Genomic DNA, 14,185 nt, shown 5'->3' on the forward strand with positions numbered 1-14,185 from the left:
GCGGCCGACCTCATGGCCGTCCTCTTCGCCCGCCATCTGCGCTACGACTTCGAGCGCCCCGACCACCCCGCCAACGACCGCTTCGTCCTCTCCAAGGGCCACGCCTCCCCGCTGATGTACGCCACCTACAAGGCGGCCGGCGTCATCGGCGACGAGGAGCTGCTCACCTTCCGCGAGAACGGCAGCCGCCTGGAGGGCCACCCCACGCCCCGCAAGCTCCCCTGGGTGGAGACGGCGNNGGCGTCGGCATCGCGCTCGCCGGGAAGCGGCTGGACCACACCGACTTCCGCGTGTGGGTGCTGTGCGGCGACAGCGAGCTGGCCGAGGGCTCCGTGTGGGAGGCGGCCGAGCAGGCCGCGTACGAGAACCTGGACAACCTGACCGCGATCGTCGACGTCAACCGGCTGGGCCAGCGCGGCCCCACCCGGCACGGCCACGACCTCGACGCCTACGCCCGCCGCTTCCAGGCGTTCGGCTGGCACACCGTGGAGGTGGACGGGCACGACGTGGACGCGGTGGACCGCGCCTACGGCGAGGCGCTGTCCACCCGGGGCCAGCCGACCGCGATCCTCGCTCGCACCCTCAAGGGCAAGGGCGTGGAGTCCGTGCAGGACCGGGAGGGGCTGCACGGCAAGCCGCTGCCGGAGGCGGAGGACGCCATCGCCGAACTGGGCGGCCCCCGCGACCTGCGCATCACCGTCCACGCGCCGCCCGCCGGCGCCGCGACCCGCGCCCCCCGGATCACCACGCCCGAGCTGCCCCGCTGGGAGCGCGGTGAGGACGTGGCCACCCGCGACGCCTTCGGCCAGGCGCTGGCCGCGCTCGGCGACGCGCGCGACGACGTGGTGGCCCTGGACGGCGAGGTCGGCGACTCCACCCGCCTGGAGTACTTCGCCAAGGAGCACCCCGAGCGCTACATCGAGTGCTACATCGCCGAGCAGCAGATGATCGCGGCCGCCGTCGGGGTCGCCGCGCGCGGCCGGCTCCCGTACGCCTCCACCTTCGCGGCCTTCCTCACCCGCGCCCACGACTTCGTCCGCATGGCGTCGGTCAGCGGCTCGGGGCTCAACCTCGTCGGATCGCACGCGGGCGTCGCCATCGGCCAGGACGGACCCAGCCAGATGGGGCTGGAGGACCTGGCGATGATGCGGGCCGTGCACGGCTCCACCGTGCTGTACCCGTGCGACGCCAACCAGACGGCCCGCCTGGTCGCCGCGATGGCCGGCCTGGAGGGCATCCGCTATCTGCGCACCTCACGCGGCAAGAGCCCGGTGATCTACGGCCCGGACGAGGAGTTCCCGGTCGGCGGCAGCAAGGTGCTGCGCTCCTCCGGCCAGGACCGGCTCACCCTGGTCGCCGCCGGCGTCACCGTGCCCGAGGCGCTGGCCGCCGCCGACGCCCTCGCCGACGAGGGCATCGCCGTACGGGTCGTCGACCTGTACTCGGTGAAGCCGGCCGACCGGGAGACCCTGCGCACCGCCGCCGAGGAGACCGGCTGTCTGATGACGGTCGAGGACCACCACCCCGAGGGCGGGCTGGGCGACGCGGTCGCCGAGACGTTCTCCGACGGGCGTCCCGTGCCGCGGCTGGTGCGGCTCGCCGTACGGAACATGCCGGGCTCCGCCTCCCCCGGGGAGCAGCTGCACGCCGCCGGGATCGACGCCGCGTCGATCGCCGCCGCCGGGCGGCTGCTGGTGGGGGAGGCGATCGTGTCGTGAGCGACGGCGGGTCGCGCACCGTACGGGCCGGCCGCCGCCGGCTGGAGATCCACCGCCCGGACAAGGTGCTCTTCCCGGGCGGCGACGGCGCCCGGGAGTACACCAAGGGCGACCTCGTCGATTACCACCGGGCCGTCGCCCGTCACATGCTGCCGCAGCTGCGCGGCCGGCCGCTGATGCTGGACCGGCGGCCCGACGGCATCGACGGCCCGGCCTTCATGCAGAAGAACACCCCCGACAGCTACCCGGACTGGATCACCCGGGCCGAGGTCGCCAAGGAGGGCGGCACGGTCACGCACACCGTGTGCGACGACACCGCCACCCTTCTGTACCTGGTGGACCAGGCGAGCGTGACCCTGCACCGCTGGCTCTCCCGCGCCGACGACCCCGACCGCCCCGACCGGCTGGTGTTCGACCTGGACCCGTCCGGCGACGACTTCGAGGCGGTGCGGGAGGCCGCCCGGCTGACGGGGGAGCTGCTGGACCAACTCGCCCTCCCCTCCGCCCTGATGACCACCGGATCCCGTGGGCTGCACGTGGTCGTGCCGCTCGACGGCGGCCAGGACTTCGACTCGGTACGGGAGTTCGCCCGCGAGGTGGCCGACACGCTGGCCCGCGCCCACCCGGACCGGCTCACCACCGCGGCCCGCAAGAAGGACCGCGGCGACCGGCTCTACCTCGACGTCCAGCGCAACGCCTACGCGCAGACCGCGGTCGCCCCCTGGACGGTCCGCGCCCTGCCCGGCGCGCCCGTCGCCGCCCCCATCACCTGGGAGCAGCTCGACGACCCGGAGCTGCACGCCCGCCGCTGGACGGTGGAGAACGCCCTCGGACAGGCCGAGACCGACCCGTGGGCGGGACTGTCCCGCAAGGGCCGCTCGCTCGCCCCGGCCCGCCGCAGGCTCGCCGCCCTGCGCGGCTGACCGCCGGAGCCGTCGCCCGCATACCTCCTTCCGGCCAGGGACGGCACCCGGACGCGGCGAACGGGTGAGTTCCCGGAGGTTTGGCGAACGCGCTTGCGGCCACACGGAGGGGGAGGTGGCCATGTCGAACACGAGAAACACCGAAGAGTCACAGGATCTACAGGAATCTCAGGATTCCCGTGAGAGCCAGGAGACCCGGAGCTCACGCACCCCCCGTAAACGAACCGCACCCCGCAGGCGGACCGAGACCGACAGCGACACCGAGCACGACAGCGACACGGCCGGGAGCACCCCGGCACGGAAGAAGCCGAAGCCCATGGAGGTGCTGCGCCAGGCGCGGGCACAGCTCGCGGAGCTCACCGGCATGGAGGCCGAGTCCGTGTCGTCCTTCGAGCAGACCTCGGAGGGCTGGGTGCTGGAGGTCGAGGTCCTGGAGCTGGAGCGGGTGCCCGACACGATGAGTCTGATGGCGAGCTACCAGGTGGAGCTGGACCCCGACGGGGACCTCACCGGGTACCGCAGGGTCCGCCGCTACGAGCGCGGACGCGCCGACGCGCGCAGGTCCGGCGGCCACTAGGCCGCACGACGCGACCACACCCCGAGATCGCCAGATCCACGACATCACCGATATCCGCGACAACCGCGACAACCGCGCGGAAACCCCGACAACCACATCCCCGACTTCAAGGAGGAACGGCGGGCATGACAGTCGTACCGGCACAGCAGTCCGGCGGCGGAGGCGGCAGCAGCGGCCTCTACGACGTGCTTGAGCTTGTTCTGGACAGGGGGCTCGTCATCGACGCATTCGTGCGCGTGTCCCTGGTCGGCATCGAGATCCTCAAGATCGACGTCCGTGTCGTCGTCGCGAGCGTCGACACCTACCTCCGCTTCGCGGAGGCGTGCAACCGGCTCGACCTCGAGGCCGGGCCCCGCAAGAGCCCGGGCCTGCCCGAGATCGTCGGAGAGGTCACCGAGTCCGGCGCCCGCGGCAAGTCCAAGGGCGCCCTGTCCGGCGCCGCCGAGACCATCTCGGACGCCTTCAAGCAGGGCCGCGAGGGCGAGACCGAGTCCCGGCCCCGCGCCCGTAAGACCACGTCGCGGCGCAAGGAGGAGCAGGAGTGAGCACGTACGTCTATGGCATCACCGCGGCCTCGCACCCCTCCCTGCCCGAGGGCATGGGCGGGGTCGGCGACCCGGCCCGCCCGGTCCGCGTCCTTACCGAGGGCGAACTGGCGGCCGTCGTCAGCGACGCCCCCGAGGGCCTGCGCCCCAAGCGGCGGGAGCTGCTCGCGCACCAGAACGTGCTCGCCGAGATCGGCGCGGGCGGCTGCGTCCTGCCCATGCGGTTCGGCAGCGTCGCGCCCGACGACGACTCCGTCACGTCGGTCCTCGCCGAGCGCGCCGAGCACTACCTGGAGCGGCTGCGCGCCCTTGACGGCCGCGTCGAGTACAACGTCAAGGCCAACCACGTGGAAGAGGCAGTCCTCCACCACGTCATGGCCACCAACCCGGAGATCCGCGCCCTCGCGGAAGCCAACCGGCAGGCCGGCGGCGGTAGTTACGACGACAAGATCCGCCTCGGCGAGATGGTCGCCGAAGCGGTCAAGGCCCGCGAGGCCGAGGACGGCGCCGCGCTGGAGAACGCGCTGCACGGCGTCGCCGACGCCGAGAGCGTGGGCCCCGGGTCCACCGGCTGGCTCGCCAACGTCTCGTACCTGGTGAAGCGCGAGTCGGCGGAGGAGTTCCTGACCGCGGTGGAGCGGGCCCGCGAGGACCTGCCCCACCTGGAGATACGTCTGAACGGCCCGCTGCCGCCGTACAGCTTCGTCGAGCCCGGCCCCGCCGAGCCCGCGGGCGCCGCGGCCGGCGGGACGGACACCGCAGCGGGGTGACGACATGGGCCTGATCTCGGAGGTGCTGCTGCTGCCGCTCGCCCCGGCGCGGGCCGGCTCCTGGGCCGTCCGGCAGGTCCTTCAGGAAGCGGAACGCATCTACTACGACCCCGCGACCATCCGTGCCGAACTGGCCCGGCTGGAGGAACTGCTGGAGGCAGGGGAGATCACCGAGGAGGAGTTCGACGAACAGGAGGACGCACTCCTGGACCGGTTGGAGATCGCGACGCGCACGGGCGCGGGTCAAGGGGACGGGACGGCACAACGATGAATCGAACGGGACTGGGCCTCGCCATCGGGGCCGGATATCTCCTCGGACGGACCAAGAAGCTGAAGATGGCGCTGGCCGTCGGCGGTCTGGTCGCGGGCAAGAAGCTCAATCTGAGCCCGCGCGCCGTCGCGGACCTGGTGGCGCAGCAGCTACGGGACAACCCGCAGTTCAAGGAGCTGGGCGACCAGCTCAAGGGTGATCTGCGGGGCGCCGGCAAGGCTGCCTCGGGCGCGCTCGTCGAGCGGCAGATCAGCTCGCTCGCGGACCGCCTGCACGGCCGCACCGCCGCGGTACGCGGCCAGCTGGACGGCGCCGGCGCCGGCGCCGAGGACCGCGACGGGACCGACGAGCACGCCGACGGGCAGCCGGACGACGCCGGCGAGGACCGGGACGACGGCGGACGCGAACGGGAGCCGGGCGCCGCACCGGCGGCGAAGAAGGCCGCCAGGAAGGCCCCGGCCAAGAAGGGTCCCGCGGCGAAGAAGACCGCACCCGCCAAGCGGGCCGCCGGCGCTCCGGCGCCCGCCGCGAAGAAGACCGCCGCGAAGAAGACGGCCGCGAAGAAGACCGCGTCCGCCTCCCGCGGCACCCGTCCCCGTCCCTCGAAGGGAGGCGGTGAACGATGACCGAGACCGTCGGGCGGGCCACGTCCGCCGCACGCGACACCGCGGACGGCGCGAGCAGGAACCCGCTGTCCGACCTCGCCCACAGCGAGGCCGCCGACCGGCTCAAGGCCGAGCTGCAGGACTACCTCGCCGCGCAGGCCACCCGCCTGCTGACCGGCGTCGGCCACAAGCTCGGCGAGACGACCGGCAAGCTGAACGACATCGCCGAGGGCAACAGCCCCGGCTTCGCCAAGCTCGCCGCCGACGGCGGCAAGAAGCTCGCCGAGGGCAAGGGCCCCCTGCGCACCGCGCTGGAACTCGGCGCGACGCGCGCCAAGGACAACGTCACGGGCGCCCTGAAGAACCTCGGCGGAGGCGGCAAGGGCAAGCGCAAGAAGTCGTCCGGCAACAAGCCGACCGTCATCATGGAGTACATCGACGTCGGCGTGCCGCTGCGCACCGCGTACGACCAGTGGACCCAGTACCAGGACTTCAGCACCTTCGCCAAGGGCGTGAAGAGCGCCAACAAGGCCGACGACACCACGTCGGACTGGCAGGCGAAGATCTGGTGGTCCAACCGCAGCTGGAAGGCGACGACCACCGAGCAGGTGCCCGACGACCGGATCGCCTGGTCCTCGGAGGGCGCCAAGGGCACCACCAAGGGCGTCGTCTCGTTCCACAAGCTCGCCGACAACCTCACCCGGGTGCTGCTGGTCATCGAGTACTACCCCTCGGGCTTCTTCGAGAAGACCGGCAACATCTGGCGCGCCCAGGGCCGCCGCGCCCGGCTCGACCTGAAGAACTTCGCCCGCTTCATCACGATCAAGGGCGAGGCCGAGGACAGCTGGCGCGGCGAGATCCGCGACGGCGAGGTGGTCCGCAGCCACGAGGACGCCGTGGCCGAGGAAGAGAAGGAGCAGGACGGCCCCGAGGACTCCGAGGCCGGCGACTCCGAGGCCGAGGGCGAGGAGTACGACGAGGAGGCCCCCGAGGGCGAGACCGACGGCGGTCCTGAGGACGCCTACGACGAAAACGAGGCGGACGAGGCCGAAGCCGGGTACGAGGACGAGGACGAGGAAGGCGCCGAGCCCGAGGACGCGTACGAGGACGAGGCCGGCGGCGCCGAGCCCGACGACCCGTACGAGGACGAGGACGAGGAGGCCGCCGGCGACGAGGACGACGAGGAGGACGAGGAGGGAGTGCCGCCGGAGGAGGACGCGCCCCTGGAGGAGGAGTACGAGGACGAGGAGTACGACGACGACGAGCCGGCCGAGGAGGCCGGCGCCGACGAGCCCGAGGGCCGGAGCCGCCGATGACCACTCCCAGCCGACTCCCCGACCCGTACGGCCAGGGCAGCAGCGCCAACCTCGCCGACATCCTGGAAAGGGTGCTGGACAAGGGCGTGGTGATCGCGGGCGACATCAAGATCAACCTGCTGGACATCGAACTGCTCACCATCAAGCTGCGCCTCGTCGTCGCCTCCGTGGACAAGGCCAAGGAGATGGGGATCGACTGGTGGGAGTCCGACCCGGCGCTGTCCTCACGCGCCCGGCGTGACGAGCTGGCCCGCGAGAACGCCGAGCTGCGCGAGCGACTGGCCCGGCTCGAGGAGCTGGAGCCGCGCCGCGCGGAGGAGGAGGCTCCGTGACGGGACTGCGCTACGTCTACGCGGTGTGCCGCCCCTTCGGCACACCGCTCCAGGCCCAGCTCACGGGGGTGGGCGGCGACCCGCCCCGGCTGGTGCCGCACCACGACCTGGTGGCCGTGGTCAGCCACGTGCCCGAGGCGGACTTCGCGGAGGAGCCGCTGCGGGCACATCTGGAGGACCTCGACTGGCTGACCGCGGTCGCTCGGGCCCACCAGGGCGTGATCGACGCGCTCACCACCGTCACCACCCCGCTGCCGCTGCGGCTCGGCACCGTGTTCCGCGACGACAGCGGCGTACGGTCGATGATCGAGGCGCGCGAGGAGAACTTCCTGCGCCGCCTCGACCGGCTGGAGGGCCGCGTCGAGTGGGGCGTCAAGGTGTTCCTGGAGTCCGAGCCGGAGCAGGCCCCCGAGCAGTCCGGGGCGCGGCCCGCGGCGATGTCCGGGCGGGACTACCTGCGCCGGCGCCGGGAGCAGACGCGGTCGCGGGAGGACCAGTGGCAGCGCGCCGAGACCTTCGCGACCGGGCTGCACCGGACCCTGGCCGGCTTCGCCGAGGACTCCCGGCTGCACGCGCCGCAGAACCCCACCCTGTCCGGGGCGCGCGGCCGCAACGTGATGAACGCCGCCTATCTGGTGCCGCGCGGCGAGTCGGAGGCGTTCGTGGAGCAGGTGGAGCGGACGAAGGACGACTCCCCGGGGCTGCGGGTGGAGCTCACCGGGCCGTGGGCGGCGTACTCGTTCGCCGGCGAGGAGACGGCCGGTGCGGAGACCGCCGGCGAGCGGACCGCGGGGGAGGGGACCACGTGACCGTCGTCGAACGGCGTGAGATCGCCCTGGTCGACCTGCTGGACCGGCTGCTGGCCGGCGGTGTGGTCATCACGGGCGACATCACGCTCCGGATCGCGGACGTCGACCTGGTCCGCATCGACCTCAACGCCCTGATCAGCTCCGTCAACCAGAACGTCCCCTCGCCCTTCGAGGAGTCACCGTGACCGACGACCCGCGGCACCGCGCGCCGGGCGCGCCGGACCCCGTCACGGTGACCGACGCCGACCTCTTCGAGGGGCGGTCGCCCCTGGACCCGGAGGCGTCCTTCGACGCGCGCCCGGAACCGGCGGCCCGCCCCGCAGAGCCGCACCCCAAGCCGCGCCGGCGGCTCGACCTGGAGCCGGACACGGTCGAGCGCGACCTGGTGAAGCTGGTGCTGACCGTGGTGGAACTGCTCCGCCAGCTCATGGAGCGCCAGGCGGTGCGCCGCTTCGACGAGGGCGACCTCACCGAGGAGCAGGAGGAGCGGGTCGGGCTGACCCTCATGCTGCTGGAGGACCGGATGGCCGAGCTGCGCAACCGCTACGGACTGCGCCCCGAGGACCTTAACCTCGACCTCGGCCCGCTGGGCCCGCTGCTGCCCCGGGACTGAGTCCTGGGCGGCGGGGGGCCCGGCGTCCGGGTTCACGCGTCCTTGCGGCAGAGGATCTCCCCGTGCAGCACGGCGAACCAGCCGTCCTCCCGGGCGCCCCACTCCCGCCACGCGGCGGCCACCGCCTCCAGCCGCTCCCGGGTGGCGTGTCCGCCCGCGACGGCCCGTTCCGCGTAGTCGGAGGTCACCGTGCGGTCCGCCCACAGCCCGCTCCACCAGGCGCGTTCCTCCGCCGTCGCGTAGGTCCAGGTGCCCGACGTCGCCGTGATGTCGGTGAACCCCGCCTGAAGGGCCCACGCCTTCAGCCGCCGCCCCGCGTCCGGCTCGCCCCCGTGGGCCCGCGCCACGCGCCGGTAGAGACCGAGCCAGTCGTCCAGGCCCGCCGACTCCGGATACCAGGTCATCGCGGCGTAGTCCGCGTCCCGGACGGCGACGTACCCGCCGGGCTTGGTCACCCGCCGCATCTCGCGCAGCGCGGCCACCGGGTCGCCGACGTGCTGGAGCACCTGGTGGGCGTGCACCACGCAGAAGGTGTCGTCGGGGAAGTCCAGCGCGTGCACGTCCCCCGTCACGAAGTCGGTGTTCGTCAGCCCCCGCTCGCCGGCCACCGCGCGGGCCCGCCCCAGGACGCCCGGCTCCCGGTCGAGCCCCGTGACGTGGCCGTCGGGAACCAGGGCGGCCAGGTCGGCGGTGATGGTGCCGGGCCCGCAGCCGATGTCCAGGATCCGCATGTGGGGCTTGAGCGCCCCGAGGAGATACGCGGCCGAGTTCTCCGCGGTGCGCCAGGTGTGCGACCGCAGCACCGACTCGTGGTGCCCGTGCGTGTAGACGGCGGTCTCCCGTGCGTGCGGCATGGCGGGGCCACCCCTTTCAACTTGTCGTGAGAGCAACCACGTTACGCACGACGGCCGCATGATGAGATATGTGTTTCATATACTGGGACACTCGCCGAAGAGGCCGGGCCCTGGAAAACCCGGTTGCCAGCGTCTTCGCGCGCCCCGCACAATCGCGGCCATGGGACATCTGGAAGCCGCGCACCTCGAGTACCACCTCCCCGACGGGAGGACCCTCCTGGGCGATGTGTCGTTCCGGGTGGGGGAGGGCGCCGTCGTGGCCCTCGTGGGACCCAACGGCGCGGGCAAGACGACGCTCCTGCGCATCCTCTCCGGCGAGCTCGCCCCGCACGGCGGCGGCGTCGCCGTCAGCGGCGGCCTCGGGGTGATGCGCCAGTTCGTCGGCTCCGTACGGGACGACACCACCGTGCGCGACCTGCTGGTGTCCGTGGCGCCGCCCCGCATCCGCGAGGCGGCCCGCGCGGTGGACGCCGCCGAGCACGCCATCATGACGGTCGACGACGAGGCCGCCCAGATGCGCTACGCGCAGGCCCTCGCCGACTGGGCCGAGGCGCAGGGGTACGAGGCCGAGACGCTGTGGGACATCTGCACCACCGCCGCGATGGGCGTCCCCTACGAGAAGGCCCAGTGGCGTCAGGTGAGCACGCTGTCCGGCGGCGAGCAGAAGCGGCTGGTGCTGGAGGCGCTGCTGCGGGGCCCCGACGAGGTGCTGCTGCTCGACGAGCCCGACAACTACCTGGACGTGCCCGGCAAGCGCTGGCTGGAGGAGCGCCTCGCGGAGACCCGTAAGACGGTCCTCTTCGTCTCCCACGACCGCGAACTCCTCGCCCGCGCCGCCGAGAAGATCGTCTCCCTGGAGCCGGGCCCCGCGGGAGCCGACGCCTGGGTGCACGGCGGCGGCTTCGCCACCTTCCACGAGGCGCGGCGCGAGCGCTTCGCCCGCTTCGAGGAGCTGCGCCGCCGCTGGGACGAGAAGCACGCCCAGCTGAAGAAGCTGGTGCTCACGCTGCGCCAGGCCGCGGAGAACAGCCCCGACATGGCGTCCCGCTACCGCGCCGCCCAGACCAGGCTGCGCAAGTTCGAGGAGGCGGGGCCCCCGCCGGAGCCGCCGCGCGAGCAGGACATCCGGATGCGCCTCAAGGGCGGCCGTACCGGCGTCCGCGCAGTCACCTGCGAGCGGCTCGAGCTGACCGGCCTGATGAAACCCTTCGACCTGGAGGTGTTCTACGGCGAGCGGGTCGCGGTGCTCGGCTCCAACGGCTCCGGCAAGTCGCACTTCCTGCGTCTGCTCGCCGGCGACGACGTCGCGCACACCGGCGGCTGGCGGCTCGGCGCGCGCGTCGTGCCCGGGCACTTCGCGCAGACCCACGCCCACCCGGAGCTGATCGGCCGCACCCTGCTCGACATCCTGTGGACCGAGCACTCCCAGGACCGGGGCGCCGCCATGTCCCGGCTGCGCCGCTACGAGCTGACCCAGCAGGCGGAGCGGACCTTCGACCGGCTGTCCGGCGGACAGCAGGCCCGGTTCCAGATCCTGCTGCTGGAGCTCCAGGGCGTCACCGCCCTTCTGCTCGACGAGCCCACCGACAACCTCGACCTGGAATCGGCGGAAGCCCTCCAGGAAGGCCTGGAGGGCTTCGAGGGAACGGTCCTCGCCGTCACGCACGACCGCTGGTTCGCCCGCTCCTTCGACCGGTTCCTGGTCTTCGGCAGCGACGGCCGGGTCCGCGAGACGCCGGAACCGGTCTGGGACGAGCGGCGGGTGGAACGCGCGCGCTGATTGCCGTTCCGGGTGGTGGCCCGGGCGGCGCGCGGGTACCCGGGGCGCATGAACGCACACGACGAGCGGGGCACCACGATGACCGGAGTCGACCCGAGCCGCCTGGACGACCAGCAGCTGATGAAGGAGCTGGAGACCATCCACCGCACGCGGCACGACACGCTGCTGTACGGGTCCAACGACGCGCTGCGGGCCCACAACGAGCGCATGGCGCAGCTGGAGGGCGAGTACCTGCGGCGCAACCCGCGCCGCCCCGTCGCCCCGGGCCGCACCCGTGAGGGCGCCCGGGAGCGGACCGGCTCGGACTCGGCGACGCCGACCGCCTCGGGTACCTGAACGGCGACGGGAGCCCCGCCACGCGCGGGACTCCCGTCGGCCGTCGGTGGCTGCGGGTACCGCCTTTCTACGAGGCGCGCTCGGCCGCGAACACCTCCAGGAAGGTCTCGCAGAACGCCTTGAGGTCGTCGGGCTTACGGCTGGTGACCAGCTTGTTCGACCCGTGGTCGCAGACCTTGACCTGCTCGTCCACCCAGGTGGCGCCCGCGTTGCGGAGATCCGTCTGCAGGCTGGGCCAGCTCGTCAGCTCCCGGCCGCGCACCACGTCGGCCTCGATGAGGGTCCACGGGGCGTGACAGATCGCGGCGACCGGCCGTCCCTGCTCGAAGAAGTCGCGGACGAACGCGACTGCCTTGTCGTCCATCCGCAGGAAGTCCGGGTTGGCGACCCCGCCGGGCAGCACCAGCCCGTCGAAGGAGTCCGCCGATGTGTCGCCGACGACCTCCTGCACGGGGAAGGCGTCCGCCTTGTCGAGGTGGTGGAACGCCTGGATCTCCCCGGACTGCGTCGACACCAGGACGGGCTCGTGACCCGCCTGCTCGGCCGCCTTCCAGGGCTCGGTCAGCTCGACCTGCTCGACGCCCTCGGGTGCGGTCAGAAATGCGATGCGCATGATGGCGCTACGTCCCTTCGTCGGTTCGTCGTTCTCTGCGTTGTCTGCTTGCTCGTGGGCCGTGCGGCCCGTGCGTCAGCCGGTGGCGTCCGGTTCCGCGCGGCTGATGTCGGCGAGGGCCGACCCGGGGTCCCGGGCCTCGGCGAGATCGCCGAGCGTCACCAGGCCCACGGGCAGACCGCCCTCCACCACGGGGATGCGGCGCACCGCGTGCTCCCGCATCAGGGCGACGGCCGACGCCACCGGGTCGTCCGGGGCCAGCGTCAGCGGGTCCGGCGTGCACACCGACCCGACGCTCACCGCGTACGGGTCCCGGCCCTCGGCCACCGCCCGGACGGTGATGTCCCGGTCGGTGACCACCCCCACGACGCGCTGTCCGTCCGCGACCACCACGTCGCCGATGTTCTGGCCGCGCATCAGCCGCGCTGCCTCGACGACCGAGGCGTCCGGGCGGACCGCGACCACGCCGGGGGTCATCACGTCCTTCACGAACTCGGCCATGGCGGCCGGGCCTCCCTTCCGGTCACGCCCTCTCCGTCTCCGGGACCCGGGTCAGCGCCTGGGCCAGCTCCTGAATGCTGTGGTAGCGGTCCTTGCGCGGCAGCCGCTCCAGCGCCTCGACGAGCGCGTCGGGGGCGTGCCGCCGGTCCAGGGCACGCATGAGTTCACGGGGGCCCGCGGGGAAGTCCCCCCGGGCCAGGGTCCGGGCCAGTCCCCGTCGCACCGCCTCCAGCGACGACGGGTCGCGTCCCGGCGTCACGGGGCCGTACGCGACCTCGGGGTCGTCGTCGGCGAACGGCTCCGGGTCGTGCCACTCCTCGGTACGGGTGGGATGTCCGGACCGCAGCAGTCCCTGCAGTTCGTGCTTCATCTCGTCGTCACGGTGGACGCTGAGCCGGTCACTGCCTCGCTGCATGTCTCCCTCCAGATCCTTCGGGGGTGCGGACCGCGTACCCGAGGAGCGCGGGCCGACACCGGCATACGGGCGGCGATCCGGGCCGGATGCGGAGGGCGTCCCCGCGCCCGCGGGTTTGGCTCCGGGGCCGGGGGAGACCCGGTCCGCACGCCCCCCACGCGGCTTCCGGAAGGACCGGCCATGGCGGTGCTCGCCCTGCTCGTCCCGTTCCTCATGCTCGGCGTGATCCTGATGCTGGGCCGCTACGAGGAGTACGTCCTGCCGCCCCGCGAGGCGGAAGCGGAACCAGGTGACCGGCCCGTGGGAGGTTTGCGCGGCTGACACCGGGGCACGCGGACCGGAAGTGCTTCGGACAGGAGGCACCTCCGTGGCGGCGGCATGACGCCCCGGACGTCCCTGCCCCGGTGGGTGCGTCCGCCACGGTGACCGTCCGTCCCCGAGCACCCCCTAGGGAGTTGCGACGCCCCATGCCGAGCCGAACAGGCGCCAAGACGCACCCCCACCACGACGCCCCCGACACCGCGGCGGCGTTCCGCAGGCTTTCGTCCCTGCCCGACGGACCCGAGCGCGACGCGCTGCGCGACGAGATCGTGCGCGCCTGGCTTCCGATGGCCCACCGGCTCGCCGGACGCTTCCTCAGCCGCGGCGAGAGCTACGACGACCTGCGCCAGGTCGCCGCCCTGGGGCTGGTCAAGGCCGTCGACCGGTACGACCCCGGCCTCGGCAACGCCTTCGAGAGCTACGCCGTGCCGACCGTCACCGGCGAGATCAAACGGCACTTCCGCGACCACATGTGGACCCTGCACGTCCCACGCCGCGTCCAGGAACTGCGCAACCGCGTCCGGCGGGCGACCCAGGAACTGTCCCAGACCGTCCAGGGCCGCAGCCCCACCGTCGCCGAGATCGCCGCGTGCGCCGGGCTGAGCGAGGACGAGGTGCGCACCGGCCAGGCGGCGGCCGAGAGCTTCAGCGCGCTGTCCCTGGACGCCGAGATGCCCGGCGGCGACGGCAGCTGGTCCCTCGGTGACGCCCTGGGCGCCCCCGACCCGGCCCTGGACACCGTGGTCGACCGCGAGGCGGTCAAGGACCGGCTGGCCGAGCTGCCGGAGCGCGAGCGGGCCATCCTCTACATGCGCTTCTTCGACGACATGACGCAGAACAGCATCGCCCAGGAGCTGGGCCTGTCCCAGATGCACGTCTCCCGGCT

19 protein-coding genes and 1 pseudogene are annotated in these 14,185 nt (G+C 73.0%); 16 read left to right on the plus strand and 4 right to left on the minus strand.

Annotation, left to right across the window (positions count from 1 at the left end):
• From CCN29_RS22865 to CCN29_RS35010, 12 genes and pseudogenes are all read left to right on the plus strand, one after another.
• Positions 1-1,718, plus strand: a pseudogene (locus CCN29_RS22865) (transketolase); the annotation flags it as partial.
• Positions 1,715-2,641, plus strand: a complete 927-nt coding sequence (gene ligD / locus CCN29_RS22870) for a non-homologous end-joining DNA ligase (protein ID WP_086684117.1) — start codon at positions 1,715-1,717, stop codon at positions 2,639-2,641. The pseudogene CCN29_RS22865 and the gene ligD, both read left to right, overlap by 4 nt.
• Before the next feature lie 121 nt (positions 2,642-2,762).
• Positions 2,763-3,218, plus strand: coding sequence for a gas vesicle protein GvpO (gene gvpO, locus CCN29_RS22875; RefSeq protein WP_086684138.1), 456 nt, complete (start codon positions 2,763-2,765; stop codon positions 3,216-3,218).
• A 125-nt stretch (positions 3,219-3,343) separates the two neighbouring features.
• Positions 3,344-3,763 carry a gas vesicle structural protein GvpA gene (locus CCN29_RS22880; protein ID WP_006130882.1) on the plus strand — a complete coding sequence of 140 codons (420 nt, stop codon included), beginning with the start codon at positions 3,344-3,346 and terminating at the stop codon, positions 3,761-3,763.
• Positions 3,760-4,533 carry a GvpL/GvpF family gas vesicle protein gene (locus tag CCN29_RS22885; RefSeq protein WP_006130881.1) on the plus strand — a complete coding sequence of 258 codons (774 nt, stop codon included), beginning with the start codon at positions 3,760-3,762 and terminating at the stop codon, positions 4,531-4,533. Before CCN29_RS22880 ends, CCN29_RS22885 begins: the two co-directional genes overlap by 4 nt.
• 4 nt (positions 4,534-4,537) lie before the next feature.
• The gene (locus CCN29_RS22890; RefSeq protein WP_006130880.1) at positions 4,538-4,804 is read left to right on the plus strand and encodes a gas vesicle protein GvpG; all 267 of its coding nucleotides are present in this window, start codon (positions 4,538-4,540) and stop codon (positions 4,802-4,804) included.
• The gene (locus CCN29_RS22895; protein WP_086684120.1) at positions 4,801-5,430 is read left to right on the plus strand and encodes a DNA primase; all 630 of its coding nucleotides are present in this window, start codon (positions 4,801-4,803) and stop codon (positions 5,428-5,430) included. Before CCN29_RS22890 ends, CCN29_RS22895 begins: the two co-directional genes overlap by 4 nt.
• Entirely contained in the window at positions 5,427-6,725 is a 1,299-nt protein-coding gene (locus tag CCN29_RS22900) for an SRPBCC family protein (protein ID WP_086684123.1), read from the plus strand. Before CCN29_RS22895 ends, CCN29_RS22900 begins: the two co-directional genes overlap by 4 nt.
• Positions 6,722-7,057, plus strand: a complete 336-nt coding sequence (locus tag CCN29_RS22905) for a gas vesicle protein (protein ID WP_006130877.1) — start codon at positions 6,722-6,724, stop codon at positions 7,055-7,057. Before CCN29_RS22900 ends, CCN29_RS22905 begins: the two co-directional genes overlap by 4 nt.
• Positions 7,054-7,866, plus strand: a complete 813-nt coding sequence (locus CCN29_RS22910; RefSeq protein ID WP_006130876.1) for a GvpL/GvpF family gas vesicle protein — start codon at positions 7,054-7,056, stop codon at positions 7,864-7,866. The genes CCN29_RS22905 and CCN29_RS22910 overlap by 4 nt, the downstream gene beginning before the upstream one ends.
• Complete coding sequence (locus CCN29_RS22915; protein WP_006130875.1) at positions 7,863-8,051, plus strand: gas vesicle protein; 189 nt, start codon at positions 7,863-7,865, stop codon at positions 8,049-8,051. Before CCN29_RS22910 ends, CCN29_RS22915 begins: the two co-directional genes overlap by 4 nt.
• Before the next feature lie 170 nt (positions 8,052-8,221).
• Positions 8,222-8,479, plus strand: a complete 258-nt coding sequence (locus CCN29_RS35010) for a gas vesicle protein K (RefSeq protein WP_026243351.1) — start codon at positions 8,222-8,224, stop codon at positions 8,477-8,479.
• A 32-nt stretch (positions 8,480-8,511) separates the two neighbouring features.
• Here the strand turns inward: CCN29_RS35010 and CCN29_RS22925 are convergent, their stop codons facing one another.
• Positions 8,512-9,333, minus strand: a complete 822-nt coding sequence (locus tag CCN29_RS22925) for a methyltransferase domain-containing protein (RefSeq protein ID WP_086684127.1) — start codon at positions 9,331-9,333, stop codon at positions 8,512-8,514.
• 160 nt (positions 9,334-9,493) lie between these two features.
• Here CCN29_RS22925 and CCN29_RS22930 point away from each other — a divergent pair, with 160 nt between their 5' ends.
• Positions 9,494-11,113 carry an ABC-F family ATP-binding cassette domain-containing protein gene (locus tag CCN29_RS22930; RefSeq protein ID WP_006130872.1) on the plus strand — a complete coding sequence of 540 codons (1,620 nt, stop codon included), beginning with the start codon at positions 9,494-9,496 and terminating at the stop codon, positions 11,111-11,113.
• 48 nt (positions 11,114-11,161) lie between these two features.
• The gene (locus tag CCN29_RS22935; RefSeq protein ID WP_086684141.1) at positions 11,162-11,449 is read left to right on the plus strand and encodes a DUF6158 family protein; all 288 of its coding nucleotides are present in this window, start codon (positions 11,162-11,164) and stop codon (positions 11,447-11,449) included.
• A 67-nt stretch (positions 11,450-11,516) separates the two neighbouring features.
• Here CCN29_RS22935 and CCN29_RS22940 read toward each other — a convergent pair whose 3' ends face one another.
• From CCN29_RS22940 to CCN29_RS22950, 3 genes are all read right to left on the minus strand, one after another.
• Positions 11,517-12,062, minus strand: a complete 546-nt coding sequence (locus CCN29_RS22940; RefSeq protein WP_086684130.1) for a type 1 glutamine amidotransferase domain-containing protein — start codon at positions 12,060-12,062, stop codon at positions 11,517-11,519.
• 75 nt (positions 12,063-12,137) lie between these two features.
• Positions 12,138-12,563, minus strand: a complete 426-nt coding sequence (locus tag CCN29_RS22945; RefSeq protein WP_006130869.1) for a CBS domain-containing protein — start codon at positions 12,561-12,563, stop codon at positions 12,138-12,140.
• Positions 12,564-12,585: 22 nt separating this feature from the next.
• On the minus strand, positions 12,586-12,978 hold the full coding sequence (locus tag CCN29_RS22950) for a DUF2795 domain-containing protein (protein ID WP_086684132.1): 393 nt from the start codon (positions 12,976-12,978) through the stop codon (positions 12,586-12,588).
• A gap of 180 nt (positions 12,979-13,158) precedes the next feature.
• On the opposite strand from CCN29_RS22950, the gene CCN29_RS36145 reads away from it, so the two are divergent.
• Together CCN29_RS36145 and CCN29_RS22955 are read left to right on the plus strand one after the other, a co-directional pair.
• Positions 13,159-13,299: a hypothetical protein gene (locus CCN29_RS36145; protein WP_167334611.1), complete on the plus strand. Its 141-nt coding sequence runs from the start codon at positions 13,159-13,161 to the stop codon at positions 13,297-13,299.
• 146 nt (positions 13,300-13,445) lie between these two features.
• Positions 13,446-14,185, plus strand: a 740-nt coding sequence (locus CCN29_RS22955) for an RNA polymerase sigma factor SigF (RefSeq protein ID WP_086684135.1), incomplete at its 3' end; no start/stop codon positions are given.

The organism is Streptomyces pseudogriseolus (genome assembly GCA_002154585.1).
Lineage (GTDB): Bacteria > Actinomycetota > Actinomycetes > Streptomycetales > Streptomycetaceae > Streptomyces > Streptomyces pseudogriseolus.

Coding starts and splice junctions, on each gene's coding strand:
- gvpO (WP_086684138.1), top strand. CDS start 2,763: ATGTCGAACACGAGAAACACCGAAGAGTCACAGGATCTACAGGAATCT.
- CCN29_RS22880 (WP_006130882.1), top strand. CDS start 3,344: ATGACAGTCGTACCGGCACAGCAGTCCGGCGGCGGAGGCGGCAGCAGC.
- CCN29_RS22890 (WP_006130880.1), top strand. CDS start 4,538: ATGGGCCTGATCTCGGAGGTGCTGCTGCTGCCGCTCGCCCCGGCGCGG.
- CCN29_RS22895 (WP_086684120.1), top strand. CDS start 4,801: ATGAATCGAACGGGACTGGGCCTCGCCATCGGGGCCGGATATCTCCTC.
- CCN29_RS22900 (WP_086684123.1), top strand. CDS start 5,427: ATGACCGAGACCGTCGGGCGGGCCACGTCCGCCGCACGCGACACCGCG.
- CCN29_RS22905 (WP_006130877.1), top strand. CDS start 6,722: ATGACCACTCCCAGCCGACTCCCCGACCCGTACGGCCAGGGCAGCAGC.
- CCN29_RS22925 (WP_086684127.1), bottom strand. CDS start 9,333: ATGCCGCACGCACGGGAGACCGCCGTCTACACGCACGGGCACCACGAG.
- CCN29_RS22930 (WP_006130872.1), top strand. CDS start 9,494: ATGGGACATCTGGAAGCCGCGCACCTCGAGTACCACCTCCCCGACGGG.
- CCN29_RS22935 (WP_086684141.1), top strand. CDS start 11,162: ATGAACGCACACGACGAGCGGGGCACCACGATGACCGGAGTCGACCCG.
- CCN29_RS22940 (WP_086684130.1), bottom strand. CDS start 12,062: ATGCGCATCGCATTTCTGACCGCACCCGAGGGCGTCGAGCAGGTCGAG.
- CCN29_RS22945 (WP_006130869.1), bottom strand. CDS start 12,563: ATGGCCGAGTTCGTGAAGGACGTGATGACCCCCGGCGTGGTCGCGGTC.
- CCN29_RS22950 (WP_086684132.1), bottom strand. CDS start 12,978: ATGCAGCGAGGCAGTGACCGGCTCAGCGTCCACCGTGACGACGAGATG.
- CCN29_RS36145 (WP_167334611.1), top strand. CDS start 13,159: ATGGCGGTGCTCGCCCTGCTCGTCCCGTTCCTCATGCTCGGCGTGATC.